Annotated in this window: 19 protein-coding genes; 14 read left to right on the top strand and 5 right to left on the bottom strand. The window is 71.1% G+C overall.

Annotated elements, in window-relative coordinates:
- The first annotated feature begins 99 nt into the window (after window positions 1–99).
- Window positions 100–1,194, top strand: a complete 1,095-nt coding sequence (locus ACIA5D_RS02090; protein ID WP_396027959.1) for a D-alanine--D-alanine ligase family protein — start codon at window positions 100–102, stop codon at window positions 1,192–1,194.
- Here ACIA5D_RS02090 and ACIA5D_RS02085 read toward each other — a convergent pair.
- Together ACIA5D_RS02085 and ACIA5D_RS02080 are read right to left on the bottom strand one after the other, a co-directional pair.
- Window positions 1,188–1,826 carry a DUF3515 family protein gene (locus tag ACIA5D_RS02085; protein ID WP_396027958.1) on the bottom strand — a complete coding sequence of 213 codons (639 nt, stop codon included), beginning with the start codon at window positions 1,824–1,826 and terminating at the stop codon, window positions 1,188–1,190. The genes ACIA5D_RS02090 and ACIA5D_RS02085 overlap by 7 nt on opposite strands.
- Before the next feature lie 3 nt (window positions 1,827–1,829).
- Window positions 1,830–2,063 (bottom strand): Lrp/AsnC ligand binding domain-containing protein, encoded by a 234-nt coding sequence (locus ACIA5D_RS02080; protein WP_378967841.1) that lies wholly within the window; start codon window positions 2,061–2,063, stop codon window positions 1,830–1,832.
- A gap of 113 nt (window positions 2,064–2,176) precedes the next feature.
- Here ACIA5D_RS02080 and ACIA5D_RS02075 point away from each other — a divergent pair, with 113 nt between their 5' ends.
- Together ACIA5D_RS02075 and ACIA5D_RS02070 are read left to right on the top strand one after the other, a co-directional pair.
- Window positions 2,177–3,115: a thiamine-phosphate kinase gene (locus tag ACIA5D_RS02075; protein ID WP_396027957.1), complete on the top strand. Its 939-nt coding sequence runs from the start codon at window positions 2,177–2,179 to the stop codon at window positions 3,113–3,115.
- Window positions 3,116–3,163: 48 nt separating this feature from the next.
- On the top strand, window positions 3,164–3,601 hold the full coding sequence (locus tag ACIA5D_RS02070; protein WP_396028574.1) for a GNAT family N-acetyltransferase: 438 nt from the start codon (window positions 3,164–3,166) through the stop codon (window positions 3,599–3,601).
- A 60-nt stretch (window positions 3,602–3,661) separates the two neighbouring features.
- On the opposite strand, the gene rpmB is transcribed toward ACIA5D_RS02070, so the two are convergent.
- Window positions 3,662–3,853 (bottom strand): 50S ribosomal protein L28, encoded by a 192-nt coding sequence (rpmB, locus tag ACIA5D_RS02065; protein WP_026207002.1) that lies wholly within the window; start codon window positions 3,851–3,853, stop codon window positions 3,662–3,664.
- Window positions 3,854–4,011: 158 nt separating this feature from the next.
- Here rpmB and ACIA5D_RS02060 point away from each other — a divergent pair, with 158 nt between their 5' ends.
- From ACIA5D_RS02060 to ACIA5D_RS02050, 3 genes are read left to right on the top strand one after another with little or no spacing between them, the layout of a single operon-like run.
- The gene (locus ACIA5D_RS02060) at window positions 4,012–5,613 is read left to right on the top strand and encodes a DAK2 domain-containing protein (protein ID WP_396027956.1); all 1,602 of its coding nucleotides are present in this window, start codon (window positions 4,012–4,014) and stop codon (window positions 5,611–5,613) included.
- A complete protein-coding gene (gene recG / locus ACIA5D_RS02055) occupies window positions 5,610–7,793 on the top strand; it encodes an ATP-dependent DNA helicase RecG (protein WP_396027955.1) in 2,184 nt (727 codons plus the stop codon). The genes ACIA5D_RS02060 and recG overlap by 4 nt, the downstream gene beginning before the upstream one ends.
- Complete coding sequence (locus tag ACIA5D_RS02050) at window positions 7,790–8,128, top strand: DUF952 domain-containing protein (protein ID WP_396027954.1); 339 nt, start codon at window positions 7,790–7,792, stop codon at window positions 8,126–8,128. The genes recG and ACIA5D_RS02050 overlap by 4 nt, the downstream gene beginning before the upstream one ends.
- 52 nt (window positions 8,129–8,180) lie before the next feature.
- Here ACIA5D_RS02050 and ACIA5D_RS02045 read toward each other — a convergent pair whose 3' ends face one another.
- Both ACIA5D_RS02045 and ACIA5D_RS02040 read right to left on the bottom strand, forming a co-directional pair.
- Window positions 8,181–9,674 (bottom strand): LPXTG cell wall anchor domain-containing protein, encoded by a 1,494-nt coding sequence (locus ACIA5D_RS02045; RefSeq protein WP_396027953.1) that lies wholly within the window; start codon window positions 9,672–9,674, stop codon window positions 8,181–8,183.
- 115 nt (window positions 9,675–9,789) lie between these two features.
- The gene (locus ACIA5D_RS02040; RefSeq protein ID WP_396027952.1) at window positions 9,790–10,806 is read right to left on the bottom strand and encodes a hypothetical protein; all 1,017 of its coding nucleotides are present in this window, start codon (window positions 10,804–10,806) and stop codon (window positions 9,790–9,792) included.
- A gap of 335 nt (window positions 10,807–11,141) precedes the next feature.
- Here ACIA5D_RS02040 and rsmD point away from each other — a divergent pair, with 335 nt between their 5' ends.
- The 8 genes from rsmD (at window position 11,142) to ACIA5D_RS02000 (ending at window position 16,557) form a co-directional block, all read left to right on the top strand.
- A complete protein-coding gene (rsmD, locus tag ACIA5D_RS02035) occupies window positions 11,142–11,705 on the top strand; it encodes a 16S rRNA (guanine(966)-N(2))-methyltransferase RsmD (RefSeq protein ID WP_396027951.1) in 564 nt (187 codons plus the stop codon).
- Window positions 11,702–12,181, top strand: coding sequence for a pantetheine-phosphate adenylyltransferase (coaD, locus tag ACIA5D_RS02030; protein ID WP_396027950.1), 480 nt, complete (start codon window positions 11,702–11,704; stop codon window positions 12,179–12,181). Before rsmD ends, coaD begins: the two co-directional genes overlap by 4 nt.
- Before the next feature lie 92 nt (window positions 12,182–12,273).
- On the top strand, window positions 12,274–12,771 hold the full coding sequence (locus tag ACIA5D_RS02025) for a hypothetical protein (RefSeq protein WP_396027949.1): 498 nt from the start codon (window positions 12,274–12,276) through the stop codon (window positions 12,769–12,771).
- A gap of 75 nt (window positions 12,772–12,846) precedes the next feature.
- Window positions 12,847–13,449: a YceD family protein gene (locus ACIA5D_RS02020; protein WP_396028573.1), complete on the top strand. Its 603-nt coding sequence runs from the start codon at window positions 12,847–12,849 to the stop codon at window positions 13,447–13,449.
- A gap of 2 nt (window positions 13,450–13,451) precedes the next feature.
- Window positions 13,452–13,625: a 50S ribosomal protein L32 gene (rpmF, locus tag ACIA5D_RS02015; RefSeq protein WP_396027948.1), complete on the top strand. Its 174-nt coding sequence runs from the start codon at window positions 13,452–13,454 to the stop codon at window positions 13,623–13,625.
- Between the two features lie 22 nt (window positions 13,626–13,647).
- Window positions 13,648–14,637, top strand: coding sequence for a phosphate acyltransferase PlsX (locus tag ACIA5D_RS02010; protein WP_396028572.1), 990 nt, complete (start codon window positions 13,648–13,650; stop codon window positions 14,635–14,637).
- Window positions 14,630–15,376, top strand: a complete 747-nt coding sequence (gene rnc / locus ACIA5D_RS02005) for a ribonuclease III (RefSeq protein ID WP_396027947.1) — start codon at window positions 14,630–14,632, stop codon at window positions 15,374–15,376. Before ACIA5D_RS02010 ends, rnc begins: the two co-directional genes overlap by 8 nt.
- 8 nt (window positions 15,377–15,384) lie before the next feature.
- Window positions 15,385–16,557, top strand: coding sequence for a mannosyltransferase family protein (locus ACIA5D_RS02000; protein WP_396027946.1), 1,173 nt, complete (start codon window positions 15,385–15,387; stop codon window positions 16,555–16,557).
- Window positions 16,558–16,562 lie beyond the last annotated feature (5 nt).

Genomic DNA, 16,562 nt, shown 5'->3' with positions numbered 1-16,562 from the left:
GTTTCCTTGTCCCGTGGCGGCGGTCGGGTGAACCCGTGAGTGGCTAACGCAGAGTAGGGTTCCCCCCGGCATGACCGCTAGCGAGAGGCGCGAAGAAGAGTGACGACTCCCCGGAAGACCCGCGTCGCGATCGTGTTCGGTGGACGTAGCACCGAACACGCCATCTCGTGCGTGAGCGCCGGGAGCATTCTGCGCGCCCTCGACCCGGGCCAGTACGAGGTGGTCCCGGTCGGCATCACCCGGGAAGGCGCCTGGGTGCTGGCCGGCGACGACCCGGCCACCCTCGCGATCAACGACCGGAAGCTTCCCGAGATCACCACTGCCAGCGGCAACGCGGTCGTGCTCGCCGCCGACCCGACCGCCACCGACCTCATCGTGCGCGACCCGGCCGAGGGCGTCTCGTCGCTGGCGGGCGTCGACGTGGTCTTCCCAGTGCTGCACGGCGCCTACGGCGAGGACGGCACGATCCAGGGCATGCTCGAGATGGCCGGCATCCCGTACGTGGGCGCCAACGTCTTCGCCTCGGCGGCGGCCATGGACAAGGAGTTCACCAAGAAGCTCGCGACCGTCGAGGGCATCCCGGTGGGGCCGTACGCGGTGCTGCGGGCCGGAGCCTCGCTGTCCGAGGAGGACAAGGAGCGGCTGGGCCTGCCGGTCTTCGTGAAGCCGTCGCGGGCCGGCTCGTCGCACGGCATCACCAAGGTGACCGACTGGGCCGAGCTCGACGCGGCGATCGCCGCCGCCCGGCAGATCGACCCCAAGGTGCTTGTCGAGGGCGCGATCGTGGGCCGCGAGATCGAGTGCGGCGTGCTTGAGGGCGAGGCCGGGGGAGCGCCCGAGGCGTCGCTGCTCGCCGAGATCCACGTCGATTCACATGACTGGTACGACTTCGAGGCGAAGTACCTGGACGGCGGGCGCTACGACATCCCGGCCGACCTGCCGCCGTCGGTGACCGCGCAGGTCCAGGAGTACGCGCGGCGGACCTTCACCGCGCTCGACTGCGCCGGGCTGGCCCGGGTCGACTTCTTCGTGACCGCCGACCACCAGATCTACCTCAACGAGATCAACACGATGCCGGGGATGACGCCGACATCGATGTTCCCGCTGATGTGGGCCGCCACCGGGCTGGAATACCCGAAGGTGGTCGACCGGCTGATCCGGACCGCGCTACGGCGCGGAACGGGCCTTCACTGACTGCAGCCCGTCGGCACGCCTTTTGCGCGCGACTTGACGGTCTTGACCACGGGGTCGGAGAACTCGTTCGCCCACTGGGCGGTCTGCTCGTAGCTGCCCGGCACCGTCACCTGCACGGCGACCTCACGGTCCATCGTGGTGAACACGTCGGTGGCCGGGAGGTCCTGGCCCCACCAGCAGACGCCGTTCATCGCGTACATGGTCGCGTCGAGCGGCACGCAGCCGGGGTGACCGCCGTCGACCCGCTCGCACATCGTCGGCTGGGTGACGCCGCAGGCCACGGTGATCGGCGGCTCGCCCCACGCGGCGTTCTGCTCGGGGCCGGCGCTGACCTTGCGCGCGGGCAGGTCGCGCAGCGTCGTCGGCAGCTGCGAGGTGACGGCCAGACAGACCTGGGCGGTGCGGGCGTCGAGCCGGGGCGCCGCCATCCGCACCGGGGTGGAGGGCGCCGCGGCCGGTGTGGTCGCCGTCGGTGCGGGCGCCGCGTCGCCGTCCGGCGACGGCAGGTTCGCGAACACCAGGAGCCCGGCCAGGATCGCGATCGGCACGGCGATCGCGGCGGCCCAGAGGGCGGCGCTGCGTGTCGTCCGGTCCGGCTTTCGCGTCTGAGGCGGTGTCTCCACGTCGACCATGGTTCAGAGGTTTACCACGGAGCAGGTGAGGGTCCGCATGATGCCCGAGACGTTCTGGACTTTGCTCACAATGAGCCCGCCGAGGTCGTCGACCGTGTGCGCCTCGGCCAGCACGACCACGTCGTACGGGCCGGTGACCGCGTCGACCCGGATCACGCCGGGGATCTTTCCGATCGATACGGCCACGTCATGAGCCTTTCCGACCTCTGTTTGGATCAGGATGTATGCCTGGACCACGATCCGCTCCCATCCGTTGCCAGCCGTAACCAGAACGTGAAACTACCGTAAGAATCCACTCGGCTGCGGGACGCCACCTTGGGAGCCGCTGTGCGGAAAGGGGCGCTGCGCTGGTGAGTATTGCCGAGATCGGCGAGTTCGGGCTCATCTCCCGGGTCGTCGCGAGGCTCGGGACCGGGTCTCCGGCGCTGCTCGGACCGGGCGACGACGGCGCGGTGGTGGCCGCGCCCGACGGCCGGGTCGTGGCCTCCACGGACGTGCTGGTCGAGGGGCGGCACTTCCGCCGCGACTGGTCGAGCCCCGCCGACGTCGGGCATCGTGCGGCCGCGGCCAACCTCGCGGACATCGCGGCGATGGGCGCGACGCCGACGGCGCTGCTGGTGGCGTTGTGCGCGCCGCCCGATCTCGCCGTGGCCTGGGCCGAGGAGCTCGCGGGCGGGTTGTCCGAGGAAGCGGCGCTGGTCGGCGCGAGCGTGGTGGGCGGCGACATGTCGTCGAGCCCGACGCTCACCATCGCGGTCACGGCGCTGGGCGACCTCGGCGGCCGGCCGCCGGTCGTGCGGTCGGGGGCTCAGCCGGGCGACATCCTCGCGCTGTCCGGGCGTACGGGTCACGCGGCGGCCGGCTACACGATTCTGTCCCGGGGATTCCGTACGCCGAAGATGCTGGTCGAGGCGTACCGGCGGCCCGCCGTGCCGTACGCCGCGGGACCGTCGGCCGCATCACACGGCGCCACCTCGATGATCGATGTCTCCGACGGGCTGTTGCAGGATCTCGGTCACATCGCGGCGGCCAGCGTCGTGGGGATCGACGTGCGCACCGACGCGTTCGAGGTGCCCGCCCCGATGCGGGACGCCGCGTCGGCGCTCGGCGTCGACCCGTACCAGTGGCTGCTCGCCGGTGGTGAGGACCACGCGCTCGCCGCGACCTTCCCGCCCGGCGCCGCCCTGCCCGAAGGGTGGCGCGAGATCGGGACGGTGCACGACGGGACCGGGATCACCGTCGACCGGAAGGCCTGGAGCGGGCCCGCGGGCTGGGATCATTTCCGCTGACGACGTACCGTCGTCGCCGTGCTTGGAGTTCCAGAGATCAAAATCAGGATGGCGGAGTTCGGCGACCCGGTGGTGAAGGCGCTGCTGGTCGAGGTGCTCGACGAGCTGTCCGAGCGGTACGGCGGCAGCGGCGACGACACGCCCATCGGGGACGACGATTTCACGCCGCCGGACGGGGCGTTCTTCGTGGCCGACGACGGCGAGCGACTGGTGGGGTGTGCGGGCTGGCGCCGGCACGGTGACGACGCCGAGCTCAAGCGGATGTTCACCGCCAAGGCCGCCCGGGGAAGAGGGCTGGCCCGGCGGATGCTGGCGACCGTCGAGGAGTCGGCGCGGGAGGCCGGGTTCCACCGGTTGATCCTGGAGACCGGCGACCGGCAGCCCGAGGCGATCGCCCTGTACCAGTCGGCCGGATACGTCCGCATCGAGGACTTCGGGTACTACAAGGAGCACGCGGACGTGCTGTCCTTCGCGAAGGCTCTCTGAGGACACAAGTAGCCGCCGGGCCTCGCGGCCCGGCGGCTGAAGTGTGTGATGGAGCTCAGGTCAGGCGCGGACGACCTTGCCGGCCTTGATGCACGAGGTGCAGACCTTGAGCTTCTTGGTCGTGCCGCCACCGGCCGGGGTGCGCACCGACTGGATGTTCGGGTTCCAGCGGCGGTTGGTCCGCCGGTGCGAGTGGGACACGTTGTGGCCGAAGCCCGGTCCCTTGCCACAGACGTCGCACACGCTAGCCACGGGTAACTCCTGGGTGTGAAGCGAAAACTTGGAAGCAGCCCAGCGGTCATCGCCGAGGCAACCCGGAAAGGTTACCCGATGGCCGGGTGGAACAGCCAATCGCCCCGGTCAGCGCGCGGTCTCCCGACAATGTCAGGGTGCGTTAGTACGATTTTCGCGTGCTGGAGACCCTGGATGCCGCTGCTGTGCGCCGCTGGTGCGGTGGTGGGCTGGCCGCGCTCCGCGCCCACCAGCACGAGATCGACGAGCTGAACGTCTATCCCGTCCCCGACGGCGACACCGGCACCAACCTCGTGCTCACGCTCACCTCCGCCCAGCAGGCCCTCGACGAGGCGGCCACCCTGAACGGCGAGGTGCTCGACGCGCCGGCCCACGGCAGCGCCCTGCGCCGCATGGCCCGCGGCGCCCTGCTCGGCGCCCGCGGCAACTCCGGCGTGATCGTCTCGCAGATCCTGCGCGGCATGGCCGACAGCCTCGCGACCACGGTCGCGGTGCGCGGGGGCGAGCTGGCGCGGGCGCTGCGCTCGGCCTCCGAGGCGGCGTACGCGGCGGTTGCCCGCCCGGTCGAGGGCACGGTGCTGTCGGTCGTGGCGGCGGCCGCCGAGGGCGCCGGGCGCATCAAGTCCGACGACCTGGTCGCGGTGGCCCGGGCCGCGGCGCGGGCGGCGTCCGAGGCTCTGGCCCGCACCCCTGAGCAGCTTCCGGTCCTCGCCCGGGCCGGCGTCGTCGACGCCGGTGGGCGAGGGCTGGTCCTCCTGCTCGACGCGCTGGTCGACGCCCTGACCACGTCCGGTGAGGTGCCCCTCCCCGCGGCGGGCCAGGTTGCCGCTCCACACCCCGGGCATTCCGAACATCTCGGCTACGAGGTCCAATATCTCCTCGACGCCGCCGATGTCGGCGGCCTCCGGCAGGCGTTGGAGCGGCTCGGTGACTCGCTGGTCGTGGTCGGGTCGGGCGACGGGGTCTGGAATGTGCACGTCCACGTGAGCGCCGAGGCGATCGGGCCGGCCGTGGAGGCGGGGGTCGCCGCCGGCCGTCCGCGCCGCATCAGCGTCACGCCGCTCGAGCCGGGGCGGCCGCACGTGGTCGAGGCGACTCCCGCGCCGTCGCAGCTGCGGGCGGCGGTCGTTGTCGCGGCCGGCGACGGGCTCACCGCGCTTTTCGAGGCCGAAGGGGCCACGGTCGTCGGGCGCAACCCGTCGATCCGCGAGATGCTCGACGCGATCACCGCCTCCGCCGCCGGCAGCGTGGTCCTGCTGCCCAACGACGCGAACACGCACACCGTCGCCACCGGCGCCGCCCGCGAGGCCGAGGCCGCGGGCGTACGGGTCAGCGTGGTGCCGACCCGCTCGCCCGTGCAGGCGCTCGCCGCCCTCGCGGTCCGCGACCAGGCCCGGCCGTTCGCCGACGACGTCATCGCGATGGCCGAGGCCGCCGGCGCCTGCCGCTACGGCGAGGTCTGCACCGCTCAGCGCGACTCCCTCACCGTGGCCGGCCCGTGCCGCGCCGGCGACCTGCTCGGCCTCGTCGACGGCGAGGTCCACGTCATCGGCGCCGACCTCGAAGACGTGAGCCGCCGCCTGCTCGACCGCATGCTCGGCGGCGGCGGCGAGCTCGCCACGCTCGTGCTCGGCGCCGACGCCCCGGCCGTGCTGGAAGGCACGCTCCGCGATCACGTCACGCATGCCTGGCCGTTCGTCGAGCTCGCCTGCTACGCGGGCGGCCAGCCCCGTTACCACCTGCTGGTTGGAGTGGAATGACGACCACCGACACCCCGCTGCGCACGGTGCTCGGCGACCGCACCGCCAAGGCCCTCGCCACCCATCTCGACCTGCACACCGCCGGCGACCTGATCTATCACTTCCCCCGGCGGTACGACGAGCGCGGCGAGCACACCGACATGCGCGAGCTGCTGATCGGCGAGCAGGTCACGCTGCTGGCCCAGGTCCAGTCGGTGAACGTGAAGCCGATGCGGGCCCGCAAGGGCAACATGCTCGAGGTCACCATCGGCGACGGCTCGGGGGCCACGCTCACCTGCACGTTCTTCAACCAGGCCTGGCGGGAGCGCGAGCTGCGCCGCGGCGTGTGGGGCCTGTTCGCCGGCAAGATCACCGACTTCCGCGGCAAGCGACAGCTCAACGCACCGGCGTACCAATTGCTGCGCGCCGACGCGACCGAGGACGAGGCCGCCGAGGAGATCGAGGAGTTCGCCGGCGCCCTGATCCCGGTCTACCCGGCCGCACAGGCCGTGCCGACGTGGGTGATCGCCAAGTGCGTCCGCACGCTCCTCGACACCTTCGAGCCGCCGGCCGACCCGCTGCCGGCGACCGTGCGGGCCCATCGCAACCTGGCCGGCATCGGCACGGCCCTGCGCGAGATCCACCGCCCCACCTCCAAGGAGGCGCTGTTCTCGGCGAAGTACCGGCTGAAGTGGGACGAGGCGTTCGCCGTCCAGCTCACGCTCGTGCAGCGGCGGGCGCGCGCCGCCGCGGCCCCGGGCACGGCCCGGCCCCGGGCCGACGGCGGCATTCTCGAGAAGTTCGACGCGAGCCTTCCGTACGAGTTGACCGAAGGCCAGCGCCACGTCGGCGCCGAGATCGCGGCCGACCTGGCCCAGCCGCACCCGATGCACCGGCTGCTCCAGGGCGAGGTCGGCTCGGGCAAGACGCTGGTGTCGGTGCGCGCGATGCTCCAGGTCGTCGACGCGGGCGGCCAGGCCGCCCTGCTCGCGCCCACCGAGGTGCTCGCCGTCCAGCATTACCGCGGCATCAGCGCCCAGCTGGGCGCGCTCGGCCGCGCCGGCGAGCTCGACGGCGACCCGGGCGGCACCCAGCTCACCCTGGTCACCGGCTCGCTCGGCGCGGCGGCCCGGCGGGCGGCGCTGGGCAAGGTCGCCGACGGCACGGCCGGCATCGTCATCGGCACGCACGCCCTGCTCTACGAGGGCGTCGACTTCAAAGACCTCGGGCTGGTGGTCGTCGACGAGCAGCACCGGTTCGGCGTCGAGCAGCGGGACGCGTTGCGCGCCAAGGCCGCCCGCCCACCGCACGTGCTGGTGATGACGGCGACGCCGATCCCGCGCACGGTCGCGATGACGGTCTACGGCGATCTCGAAACGTCCACTCTGTCGCAGCTGCCGCGGGGCCGGTCGCCGATCGCGTCACACGTGGTGCCGCCCGAGAAGCCGGCCTTCCTCGACCGGGCGTGGAAGAGGTTGCGCGAGGAGGTCCGAGCGGGCCACCAGGCGTACGTCGTCTGCCCGCGCATCGGAACCGGGACGGGCGACGAGGACGAGGAGCCCCCGAGCGACAACGATCTTGCGCGGCGCCCACCACTGGCAGTCACCGAGGTCGCCCCGATCCTGGCCGAGGGTCCGCTGCACGGCCTGCGGATCGGGGTGCTGCACGGCAAGCTGCCCTCCGACGAGAAAGACGCGGTGATGCGCTCGTACGCGGCGGGCGATCTCGACGTCCTGGTCGCCACCACGGTGATCGAGGTCGGCGTCGACGTCCCGAACGCGACCGTCATGGTCATCATGGACGCCGACCGGTTCGGCGTCTCTCAGCTCCACCAGCTGCGCGGCCGGGTGGGCCGGGGCTCGGCCGCCGGCATCTGCCTCCTGGTCACCGATGCGGTCGAGGGCACGGCGGCCCGCGAGCGCCTCGACGCGGTGGCGTCGACCACCGACGGTTTCCGGCTCTCCGAGATCGACCTCGAGCAGCGCCGCGAGGGCGACGTGCTGGGCGCCTCGCAGTCCGGCCGCCACTCCCATCTGCGGCTGCTCTCCCTGCTGCACGACGCCAAGCTGATCACCGATGCGCGCCACGAGGCCACCGGCCTGATCGGCGACGACCCCGACCTGTCCCGCCACCCCGCGCTGGCCGCCTCGGTGGCCGCCCTGGTCGACGAGGAACGCGCCGAGTACTTGGAGAAGGGATGATCCTGCACATCTGCCCACGCGACGTCTGGGCGGCCGCGCTCGCCTCGGGCGTCTACGAGGGTGACACGCTGGCGACCCAGGGCTACATTCACTGCTCGACCGAGAAGCAGGTGCACATGCCGGCGACGGCCCTCTTCCGCGGCCGCACCGACATGCTCCTGCTGGAGATCGCCGAAGATCGCCTGCCGACCCCGCTGACGTGGGAGGAGGGCGACCCTCCGCACCCCGACGGCCTGCTCTTCCCGCATCTTTACGCGGCCCTGCCGACCGCGGCGGTCGTCGCCGCCCGCGAGTACGAGCCGAACGAGGACGGCTCGTTCTCGCCGCCGACGTAAAGAGGGCGCGCCGACCGGGTGGTCGACGCGCCCTCCTTGATCAGGCCGGCCGTCAGGCGGTGAACTTCACCTTGCGACGGCGGGACACGAGGAAGAGCACGCCACCGGCGATCAGCAGCAGGGCCGCGATGCCGGCGATGGTGCCGCCCGCGGCGCCGGTGATCGGCAGGGTCGGGCCACCCTCGCCGCCGCCGCCACCGTTGGCGGTCGGGGTGGTGCAGGTCAGCTTCTTCAGCGCCGCCTTGATCTCCTTGTCGATACCAGCGATCTTGATCGTCGCGTAGGTCGCCGATCCGGCGGTGAAGGTCGCCTTCTCCGAGGAGCCGGCCGCTACGGTCAGCTTCTTGGTCTCATCGCCGTAGCTGACGGTGGCGACCGCCGGGATGACACCCTCCGGGTTGCTCACGGTGACCGTGACGTCCGCGCAGGTGTTCACGAGGCCGGCCGTCGGGAGCGCGCAGTCCTTGGGGGCGGTCCAGGTGTAGGTCTGGTCCTCCATGCCCTCGGCGCTGACGGTGACGGTGCCGGCCCCGGCCGGGACGGTCACGGTCTCACCCTTGCCGGCGCCGACGGCGACGGTCTTGACCTGGTCGCCGTACTTGACCGTGAAGGTCTGCTCGTACTTGCCGTTGTTCGACAGGTTGATCGCCTGGGTGCCGTCGCAGGACGGGACCGAGGTGCTGGCCGGGGTGACACACGACTTGTCGCCGCCGTTGTACCAGGCCTGCGGACCCTTCGACAGCTTGCCGGGCAGGCCACTCGCGCCGAGCTTCGCGTCGCCGTAGCGCGGCCCGTTCGCCGTGATGGACGGAATGATGTCCTTCTCGGTGCCGAAGAACGTGTCGACCTGCGTGTAGCACGGCGGGATGTCGACGTGCAGCGTGAGCGTGCGCTCGGTGTTCGAGATCGAGCCGCTGTCCTTGTCGAACAGATACTGCGGCACGTCGAAATGCGGCTTGGGCGCGTAGTACGAAACCGAGGTGACCGGCACCTCGACGCCCTCGCAGAGCTTCACGTCGTTGTCGAGGTTGATGACCGTGGTGGCGCCGTCCTTGTCCACCGCGAAGGTGTGGTTGAACGTCGCGTCCTTGGCCTCGACGCACTCGGGCGCGGGCGGGGCGCAGTCGGTCTTCAGGGTGACCGTCGCCGAGTTGTCGCCGTCGACGTGGCCGTCGGCCCAGTGGGCCTCGAACGACAGGGTGACCTTCTCGGCCTGGTCCACGATCTGGGTGTACTTGACCTGGGACGGGTTCTCCGGGGTACCGGCCAGCAGCACCGTGCCGTCCTGGAGCTTCGCCTGCACGTCGCCGACCTTGGCCGGGGCCTCACCGGCCGGCAGCTTGAGGTTCTGGACAGTGGCGCCGGTGGTGTCGTTGTAGTCGTTGGTGATCGTCCAGGTGATCTGGTTCTTGCCGTTCACGCACTCGGTGTCGCCGGTGACGGCGGCGGTGTGCGCGCTGGCGGGGCCGGCGATCGCGGCGGCGCCCACCAGGCCGAGCACGGCGGCCGCGAGGACGTTCGCGGCGCGGAGGAGCGGTTTCTTCAAGAGCGGATCTCCATCCATCTGCGGGGAGGGGGGAACAAGAGGAAAGAGGAGAAGGGGTACGCCGGCATGGCCGGCGCACCCCCTCGGTGTTGCTGTTGTTCGGTGTGCCTGGCTATCAGGCGGTGAAGCGAACCTTGCGACGGCGGGCCATGAAGAACAGGCCGGCGCCGACGGCGAGCAGGACAGCCGCGCCACCCGCGATGCCACCGGCGGCCGCACCGGTCACCGGCAGGCTGCCGCCGCCACCCTCGCCACCGCAGTCAGCGGGGGTCTCGTAGGGGATCGTGGCGGTCTCGGGCTCGCTGGTGACGCCCTTGAACACGGCGACGATGGAGAGCTTGACGGTGAAGCCTTCCTCGGCGTCGAAGGTGACCGACTTCTTCTCGCCGGCCTTGATGTCGAGGTCCTTCGCCGCGCCGCTGCTCGGCGTGAAGTGCAGCTTGTACTCGATCTCGCCCTTGGTGTTGTCCAGGCCGATCGTCATCGAGTCACAGTCCACCGCGAAGATCTCGTCCGGCAGCACCGGCTCGGTCGACTCCGACGGGGTCGGCAGCGGCACGTCCGGCGTGCTCGGCTCGGTCGTCGGCGTCGCGGTGGTGGGCACCGTGGTCGGCTCGGTCGTCGGAGCCGTGGTGGGCGCCGTCGTCGGGGCCGTGGTCGGCGTCGTGGTGGGAGCCGTGGTCGGCGTCGTCGTGCACTCGGTCTCCGGCTTGTTCGCCGTGGCGTCGCTGGAGTCGGTCACGACCGTGGTCCGGCCATGCTTGCCCTTGCGCTCCCAGGTGAGCTCGACGGTCAGCTTGACGGTGTCGGTCGACGCCTTCTCGTCCAGGGTGCCGGTGAGCCAGTTTCCGTAGTTGGCCTTGGCGGTCGTGCCGACGACGATCTCGCCGACGCCGCCCTGGGCCTCGACGCCGTCGACCTTCACGGAGCTGACCGTCGCGTCCGGGTTGAAGTCGTTGGCGACCTTGAACGAGGCGGTCCAGCCGCCGTCCGTGCCGCACTTGCTGTCGGCCTTGACCTTGGTGTCGCAGGCGAGCGCGGGGGTCGCCAGCGAGGCGACCAGGCCGAGGCCGAGGATCGCTCCGCCGAGGACGGTGGCGCCACGACGACGCTTGGTGGTGAACAGGTTCACGCCTACTCCTGTGTTGGGGTTCAGGTGCGGCGAGGAAGCGGCGGGCCGACGCCGGAACGGGGGCGAGGGGCCGTCGACGACGCCTCCCCACGTCGTCGACACGCAGCCGTAACCACGTGCAACGGGGCTCGACCCTAGCGACTTAGATGGATCTGGGGAATCCCTCAGGGACGGCTAAGGCTGTTGATATAGATCCGTGATCTTCCATCTACCGAGCGGCGCTGGAAGATCGCCGAGCGTGCCCGGTCGAAGGGGAATTGTTCACTCCCTGATTGCGGTCAGTGAGTGTTTGGGTAGCTTCGACTCGTGCTACTCGATGACCCGGGTGAGGCCGCATGACCAGGATCATTGCCGGCGCCCACGGCGGACGACGGCTGTCCGCACCGGCCGGCGCGCTGACCCGGCCCACTTCGGACCGTGTTCGTGAGGCGGTCTTCAGTGCCTTGGGCTCCATGACCGACCTGTCTGGAGCGCGGTTCGCCGACCTGTATGCCGGTTCTGGGGCGGTTGGTCTGGAGGCTCTCTCACGCGGCGCGAATCACGCGCTTCTGGTCGAATCGGACGCTCGCGCGGCGCGCACGATCCGCGACAACATCGTGGCGCTCCGCGTCGGCTCGGCGGCGCGGCTGATCACCGGCAAGGTCACGCAGGTCCTCGCCGGCGCGCCGGACGGCGGTCCGTACGACGTGGTCTTCGCCGATCCGCCGTACGCGGTGGGCGACGACGAGATCGCCGAGATCCAGGAGGCGATGCTGGCGGAAGGCTGGCTCGCGCCGGACGCCGTGGTCGCGATCGAACGATCGAGCCGGGGTGATCCGTTGAGCTGGGTGGACGGCATCACTGCGGACCGCAGCCGACGTTACGGCGAGACTACTCTTTGGTACGGTCGCCGATCATGAGACGAGCGGTGTGTCCCGGTTCCTTCGACCCGGTCACCAACGGCCACCTCGACATCGTCGGGCGGGCCAGCCGGCTGTTCGACGAAGTGATCATCGGCGTGCTGATCAACCAGTCGAAGTCCGGCCTGTTCACCATCGAGGAGCGTCTCGAGATGCTCCGCGAGGCGACCGCCGGCTACGACAACGTCCGGGTCGCCTCGTTCCACGGCCTGCTGGTGGACTTCTGCCGGTCACAGGGCGCGGCCGTCGTCATCAAGGGTTTACGCGCGGTCAGTGACTTCGACTACGAGTTGCAGATGGCGCAGATGAACATCGGGTTGTCCGGCGTGGAGACGCTGTTCATGCCGACGAATCCGCTCTACTCCTTCCTGTCGTCCAGTCTTGTCAAAGACGTGGTCAAGTGGGGTGGCGACGCATCGGCGTACGTCCCGGACTTCGTCGGCGAGCGGTTGATCACACGTCTCAAGCAGAACTGAACCTCTCGGCGCGCCATAAACCGGGACGGCATGGACGCAGTAACGTGATCGCACCACGCTGCGTGGGTAGGGAATGACGGGAGTTTGCACCGATGGATGCGCTCGACAGCATCGACGAGATCATCGAACGCGTCCAGGACGCGCGCTCCGTCCCGATGTCGCGGCAGAACTTCATGTACGAGCGGGCCGAGATGATCGACATGCTCGACGCGTTGCGCTCCTCGTTGCCGTCCGAGATCCGCAAGGCCGCCGCCGTCCTCGACGAGCGCGACCGGATCATCGAGGCCGGCCGCCGCGAGGCCGACCGGATCATCAGCGAGGGTGAGACGGAACACGCCCGGCTCGTCTCGGTGAACGAGATCACCGTCTCGGCCGAGCACGAGGGCGCCCGGATCATCGCCGAAGCCCGCACCGAGGCCCAGCGGCTGCGGGAAGAGGTCGACGACTACGTCGACACCGCGCTGGCCAACTTCGAGCAGTTCCTGACGCGCGCGCTAGCCTCGATAGAGCGTGGCCGCGACAAGATGCACGCCCTTCGGGAGATCGGCACCTTCCAGGGCGAGGACTCCGAGCGCCCGCTGCCGTTCTAACCACCCCGGATTCGACGCTACGGGCCCTGCTCAGGTAACCTTTTCCGTCGGCCTACCCAAGGCTGAGAGTTCATGATGCCCAAGTCACCGCAGAGTCACCTGGATCCCAGGCAGCCGCTGGTCGTCGACACGACGAAGCTTCCCCGGCAGCCTGGTGCGACGCGTGCCCTGAAACGGGTGATCCCGGCGCCGGCAGACCTCGGCCTGGAGCTGATCTCGGTCCCCCAAGGGTCGGACGTCGAGCTCGATCTCGTGCTCACGTCGGTCTCCGAGGGGGTCTACATCTCGGGCCAGGTCCGTGGCTCGCTCTCCGGCGAGTGCGGGCGCTGCCTCAACGAGATCAAGCAGTCCTTCGACGTCCATCTGGCGGAGCTTTTCGCGTACGCGGACAGCACCACCGAGGAGACGACAGACGAGGACGAGGTCGGCCGCATGCGGGGCGACCTGATCGACCTGGAGCCGGCGGTTCGGGACGCGGTGGTGCTCACACTGCCGGTCACCCCGCTCTGCCGGCCGGACTGCCCCGGCCTGTGCCCCGAGTGCGGGGTGCATTTCGATGACCTTCCGGCCGATCACAGCCACGAGGAAGTCGATCCCCGCTGGGCCGCTTTGCGCAACCTAACTGAGCCTTCCAGGGCGGCGTCGCCGCAAATCCCGGAAAAGTTGAACGAGGAGTAACCGTGGCCGTCCCCAAGCGCAAGATGTCGCGCAGCAACACCCGGTCCCGCCGGGCGAACTGGAAGGCGACCGCGGTCGCGACCCAGGCGTGCCCGCAGTGCAAGTCGCCGAAGCTGGCCCACACGGCTTGCTCGGTCTGCGGCACTTACAACGGCCGCCAGGTCCTCGAGGTCTGAGCCTCGCGGAGTGACGCGCCCCATTGTCGGGCGGGTCGCACCTGGGCAACGGCGAGCCACCGGTACGCCGGCTCCCTCAGCGGAGCCGGTGACCGCGCGGATCGCCGTCGACCTCCTCGGCGGGGACCACGCTCCCGCCGTCGTGGTTGACGGCGCTCTGCGCGCCTTCCAGGACGATCCGTCCCTCCACCTGCTTCTCGTCGGCCCGTACGATGCTGCCGACGCGATTCTTGCTGCCGTCGATCCGGCCCAGCGCGACCGCGTGGGCATGTTGCCGATGCCGGCCGTCGAGCTTCACCCCGACGACGTGGCCCGGGCCGCCCTGCGCTCGGTCGCCGACGGCCTGGCCGACGCCGTCGTCTCGGCCGGCAACACCGCCGCGCTGGTCGTCGCGGCCGCCCGCAGCGTCGGTCGCTGGCCCGGGGTCCGCCGCCCGCCGCTCGCCGCCGTGCTGCCCACCGTGGCCGGCCGGCTCGTGCTGCTCGACGTCGGCTCGGCCGTCGATCCCGACCAGGACACCCTCGTCATGCACGCCCGCCTGGGCGCCGCCTACGCAGCCGTCGTGAACGCGGTGGCCAATCCCAGGGTGGGCCTGCTCACCATCGGCACCGAGCGGGGCAAGGGCGACCGGCTGCGCCGCGCCCTCCCGCTGCGGCTGGCCGAGGCCGACCTGCCGGCCGGCGCCCGCTACGCCGGGCTGATCGAGGGCAACGACGTGGTGTCCGGTGCGCCGGCCGATGTCGTCGTGACCGACGGTTTCACCGGAAACGTCCTGCTCAAGGGCCTGGAGACCGCGTACGCCACGCTCGGCCCGCCCGGCGGCGACCCCGCCTCCGTACCTCCCCGCGTCGCCATGCTTCTCGGCGTCGCCGGCACCATCGTTGTCTGTCACGGCGCCGCGTCCGGCGGCGACCTGGCCGACGGCATCGCATTCGCCGCCCGGATGCACCGCCGCGCCGCCGTCGCGGCGATGGCCGACCTGATCCCGCACAACGAGGTGACCCATGAGTGACAAGCGTCGCCGGCCGTCGACCCTCCCGCTCGAGGAGGCGTTCGGCGTCCCCTTCGAGCCGCCCCTGCTCGAGCGCGCCCTCACTCACCGCTCTTACGCGTACGAGAACGGCGGCCTGCCCACCAACGAGCGCCTGGAGTTCCTGGGCGACTCGGTGCTCGGCGTGGTGATCACGTCGGCGCTTTACCACAACCACCCCGACCTGCCCGAGGGCCAGCTGGCCAAGCTGCGGGCCAGCGTGGTCAACATGCACGCGCTCGCCGATGTGGCCCGCGGCCTGGGCCCCAACGGCCTCGGCCCGCACCTGCTGCTCGGCAAGGGCGAGGAGACCACCGGCGGCCGCGACAAGGCGAGCATCCTCGCCGACACGCTCGAGGCGCTGCTCGGCGCGATCTACCTCGAGCACGGCCTGGACGTGGCCGGCGAGGTGATCCACCGGCTGTTCGACCCGCTGATGGCCGAGTCGGCCGGACGCGGCGCGGCCCTCGACTGGAAGACCAGCCTCCAGGAGCTCACCGCGGCGCTCGGGCTGGGGGTGCCCGACTACGTGATCGAGGACTCCGGCCCGGACCACGCCAAGACCTTCACGGCCTGGGTGGTGGTGGCCGGCGAGCGGTACGGCGGCTCCGAGGGGCGCAGCAAGAAGCAGGCCGAGCAGCGGGCCGCCGCGGCCGCCTGGCGCACGCTGAACGAGCGTGGCCAGGAAGCGACCGGGGACGAGAAGCCCGAACAGCAGTGAGCGTCGCCGTGGACGAGAGACCCGAGAACCCCCGGGTCGAGCCGCGACCGGGCCTGTGGGACCTGGCCGGCGCCTGGCGCGGGGTGCTCACCGCCGTCGCGATCTTCGCGCTGACCCGGATCGGCCAGCTGATCATGCTGGTCTGGCTGGGCAACGCCGCGCACGACGGCGAGAGCCTGCGCGGCCGGCTGCTGGTGTGGGACGGGGGCTGGTTCCTGCGGGTCGCCGTCAACGGGTATCCGCACGGCTACACGTACGACGCGAGCGGCCACCTCGAGGGCAACGAGCTCGCGTTCTTCCCGCTCTACCCGATGCTGATCCGCGGTGTCTCGGCGCTCGGCCTCAGCCCGGAGACGGCCGCCATCGGGGTCAGCTGGATCGCCTCGATCGGCGCCGCGATCGCCCTGCACCTGCTCGGCACCACCTTGTACCACCGGCGGGCCGGCTGGGCGCTGGTCGCGATCTGTTGCAGCGCGCCCGTCTCGGTGGTGCTGTCGATGGCGTACTCGGAAGCGCTCTTCCTCGCCCTGGTGGCCGGCATGTTCGTGGCGGCGCACCGCAAGGTCTGGTGGGCCGCCGGGCTGCTCGGCCTCGGCGCCGCGCTCACCCGCCCGACCGGCGCCGCCGCCGCGCTCGCCTTGGCCGTCGCCGCGATCATGGCGGTCCGCGAGTCCCGTCGTCAGGCGTGGCAGCCGCTCGGCGCCGCCGCCCTGGCCCTGGCCGGCGTGCCGCTCTTCCTGCTCTGGGTGGCGACCCGGGTCGGCGATCCGAGCGCCTGGTTCCGCATCCAGACGGCGGGCTGGGGCACGTCGTTCGACTTCGGCCGGAGCACGTGGACGTTCCTGCGCGAGACGCTCAGCTCGGGCGACGGCTGGATCCCGGTGAGCGTGGCGCTGATCCTGCTGGTGGCGCTGGCCGCGGCCGGGGTGGCGCTGGCCGGGAAGCCCTGGCTGCCGCTCGCGGTTTACGGGATCGTGGCCATGGTGCTGGTGTACGGCCAGGCCGGCTTCTACCACTCGAAGCCGCGCCTGCTGCTGCCCGTACTGTTGACGCTGCTTCCGGCGGCCGTCGCGGCGGCCCGTGCCCGTCCCCGGGTGGCGGTGCTGTCGATCGTCGCGTGGGCGGCGTTCGGTCTCTGGTACGGCGCCTACCTGGTCGCCGTCTGGCCGTACACGCTGTAGTCGAT

This window comes from Actinoplanes sp. NPDC051513 (assembly GCF_044454685.1).
In the GTDB taxonomy this organism is placed as follows: domain Bacteria; phylum Actinomycetota; class Actinomycetes; order Mycobacteriales; family Micromonosporaceae; genus Actinoplanes.
This window is presented reverse-complemented; position numbering and strand designations above follow the sequence as displayed.

Bases quoted from the DNA above. Each gene is read 5' to 3' on its own strand.
- recG (WP_396027955.1), top strand. From the start codon at position 5,610: ATGACGACCACCGACACCCCGCTGCGCACGGTGCTCGGCGACCGCACC.
- ACIA5D_RS02085 (WP_396027958.1), bottom strand. From the start codon at position 1,826: ATGGTCGACGTGGAGACACCGCCTCAGACGCGAAAGCCGGACCGGACG.
- ACIA5D_RS02025 (WP_396027949.1), top strand. From the start codon at position 12,274: ATGGATGCGCTCGACAGCATCGACGAGATCATCGAACGCGTCCAGGAC.
- rnc (WP_396027947.1), top strand. From the start codon at position 14,630: ATGAGTGACAAGCGTCGCCGGCCGTCGACCCTCCCGCTCGAGGAGGCG.
- ACIA5D_RS02050 (WP_396027954.1), top strand. From the start codon at position 7,790: ATGATCCTGCACATCTGCCCACGCGACGTCTGGGCGGCCGCGCTCGCC.
- ACIA5D_RS02070 (WP_396028574.1), top strand. From the start codon at position 3,164: ATGGCGGAGTTCGGCGACCCGGTGGTGAAGGCGCTGCTGGTCGAGGTG.
- rsmD (WP_396027951.1), top strand. From the start codon at position 11,142: ATGACCAGGATCATTGCCGGCGCCCACGGCGGACGACGGCTGTCCGCA.
- ACIA5D_RS02020 (WP_396028573.1), top strand. From the start codon at position 12,847: ATGCCCAAGTCACCGCAGAGTCACCTGGATCCCAGGCAGCCGCTGGTC.
- coaD (WP_396027950.1), top strand. From the start codon at position 11,702: ATGAGACGAGCGGTGTGTCCCGGTTCCTTCGACCCGGTCACCAACGGC.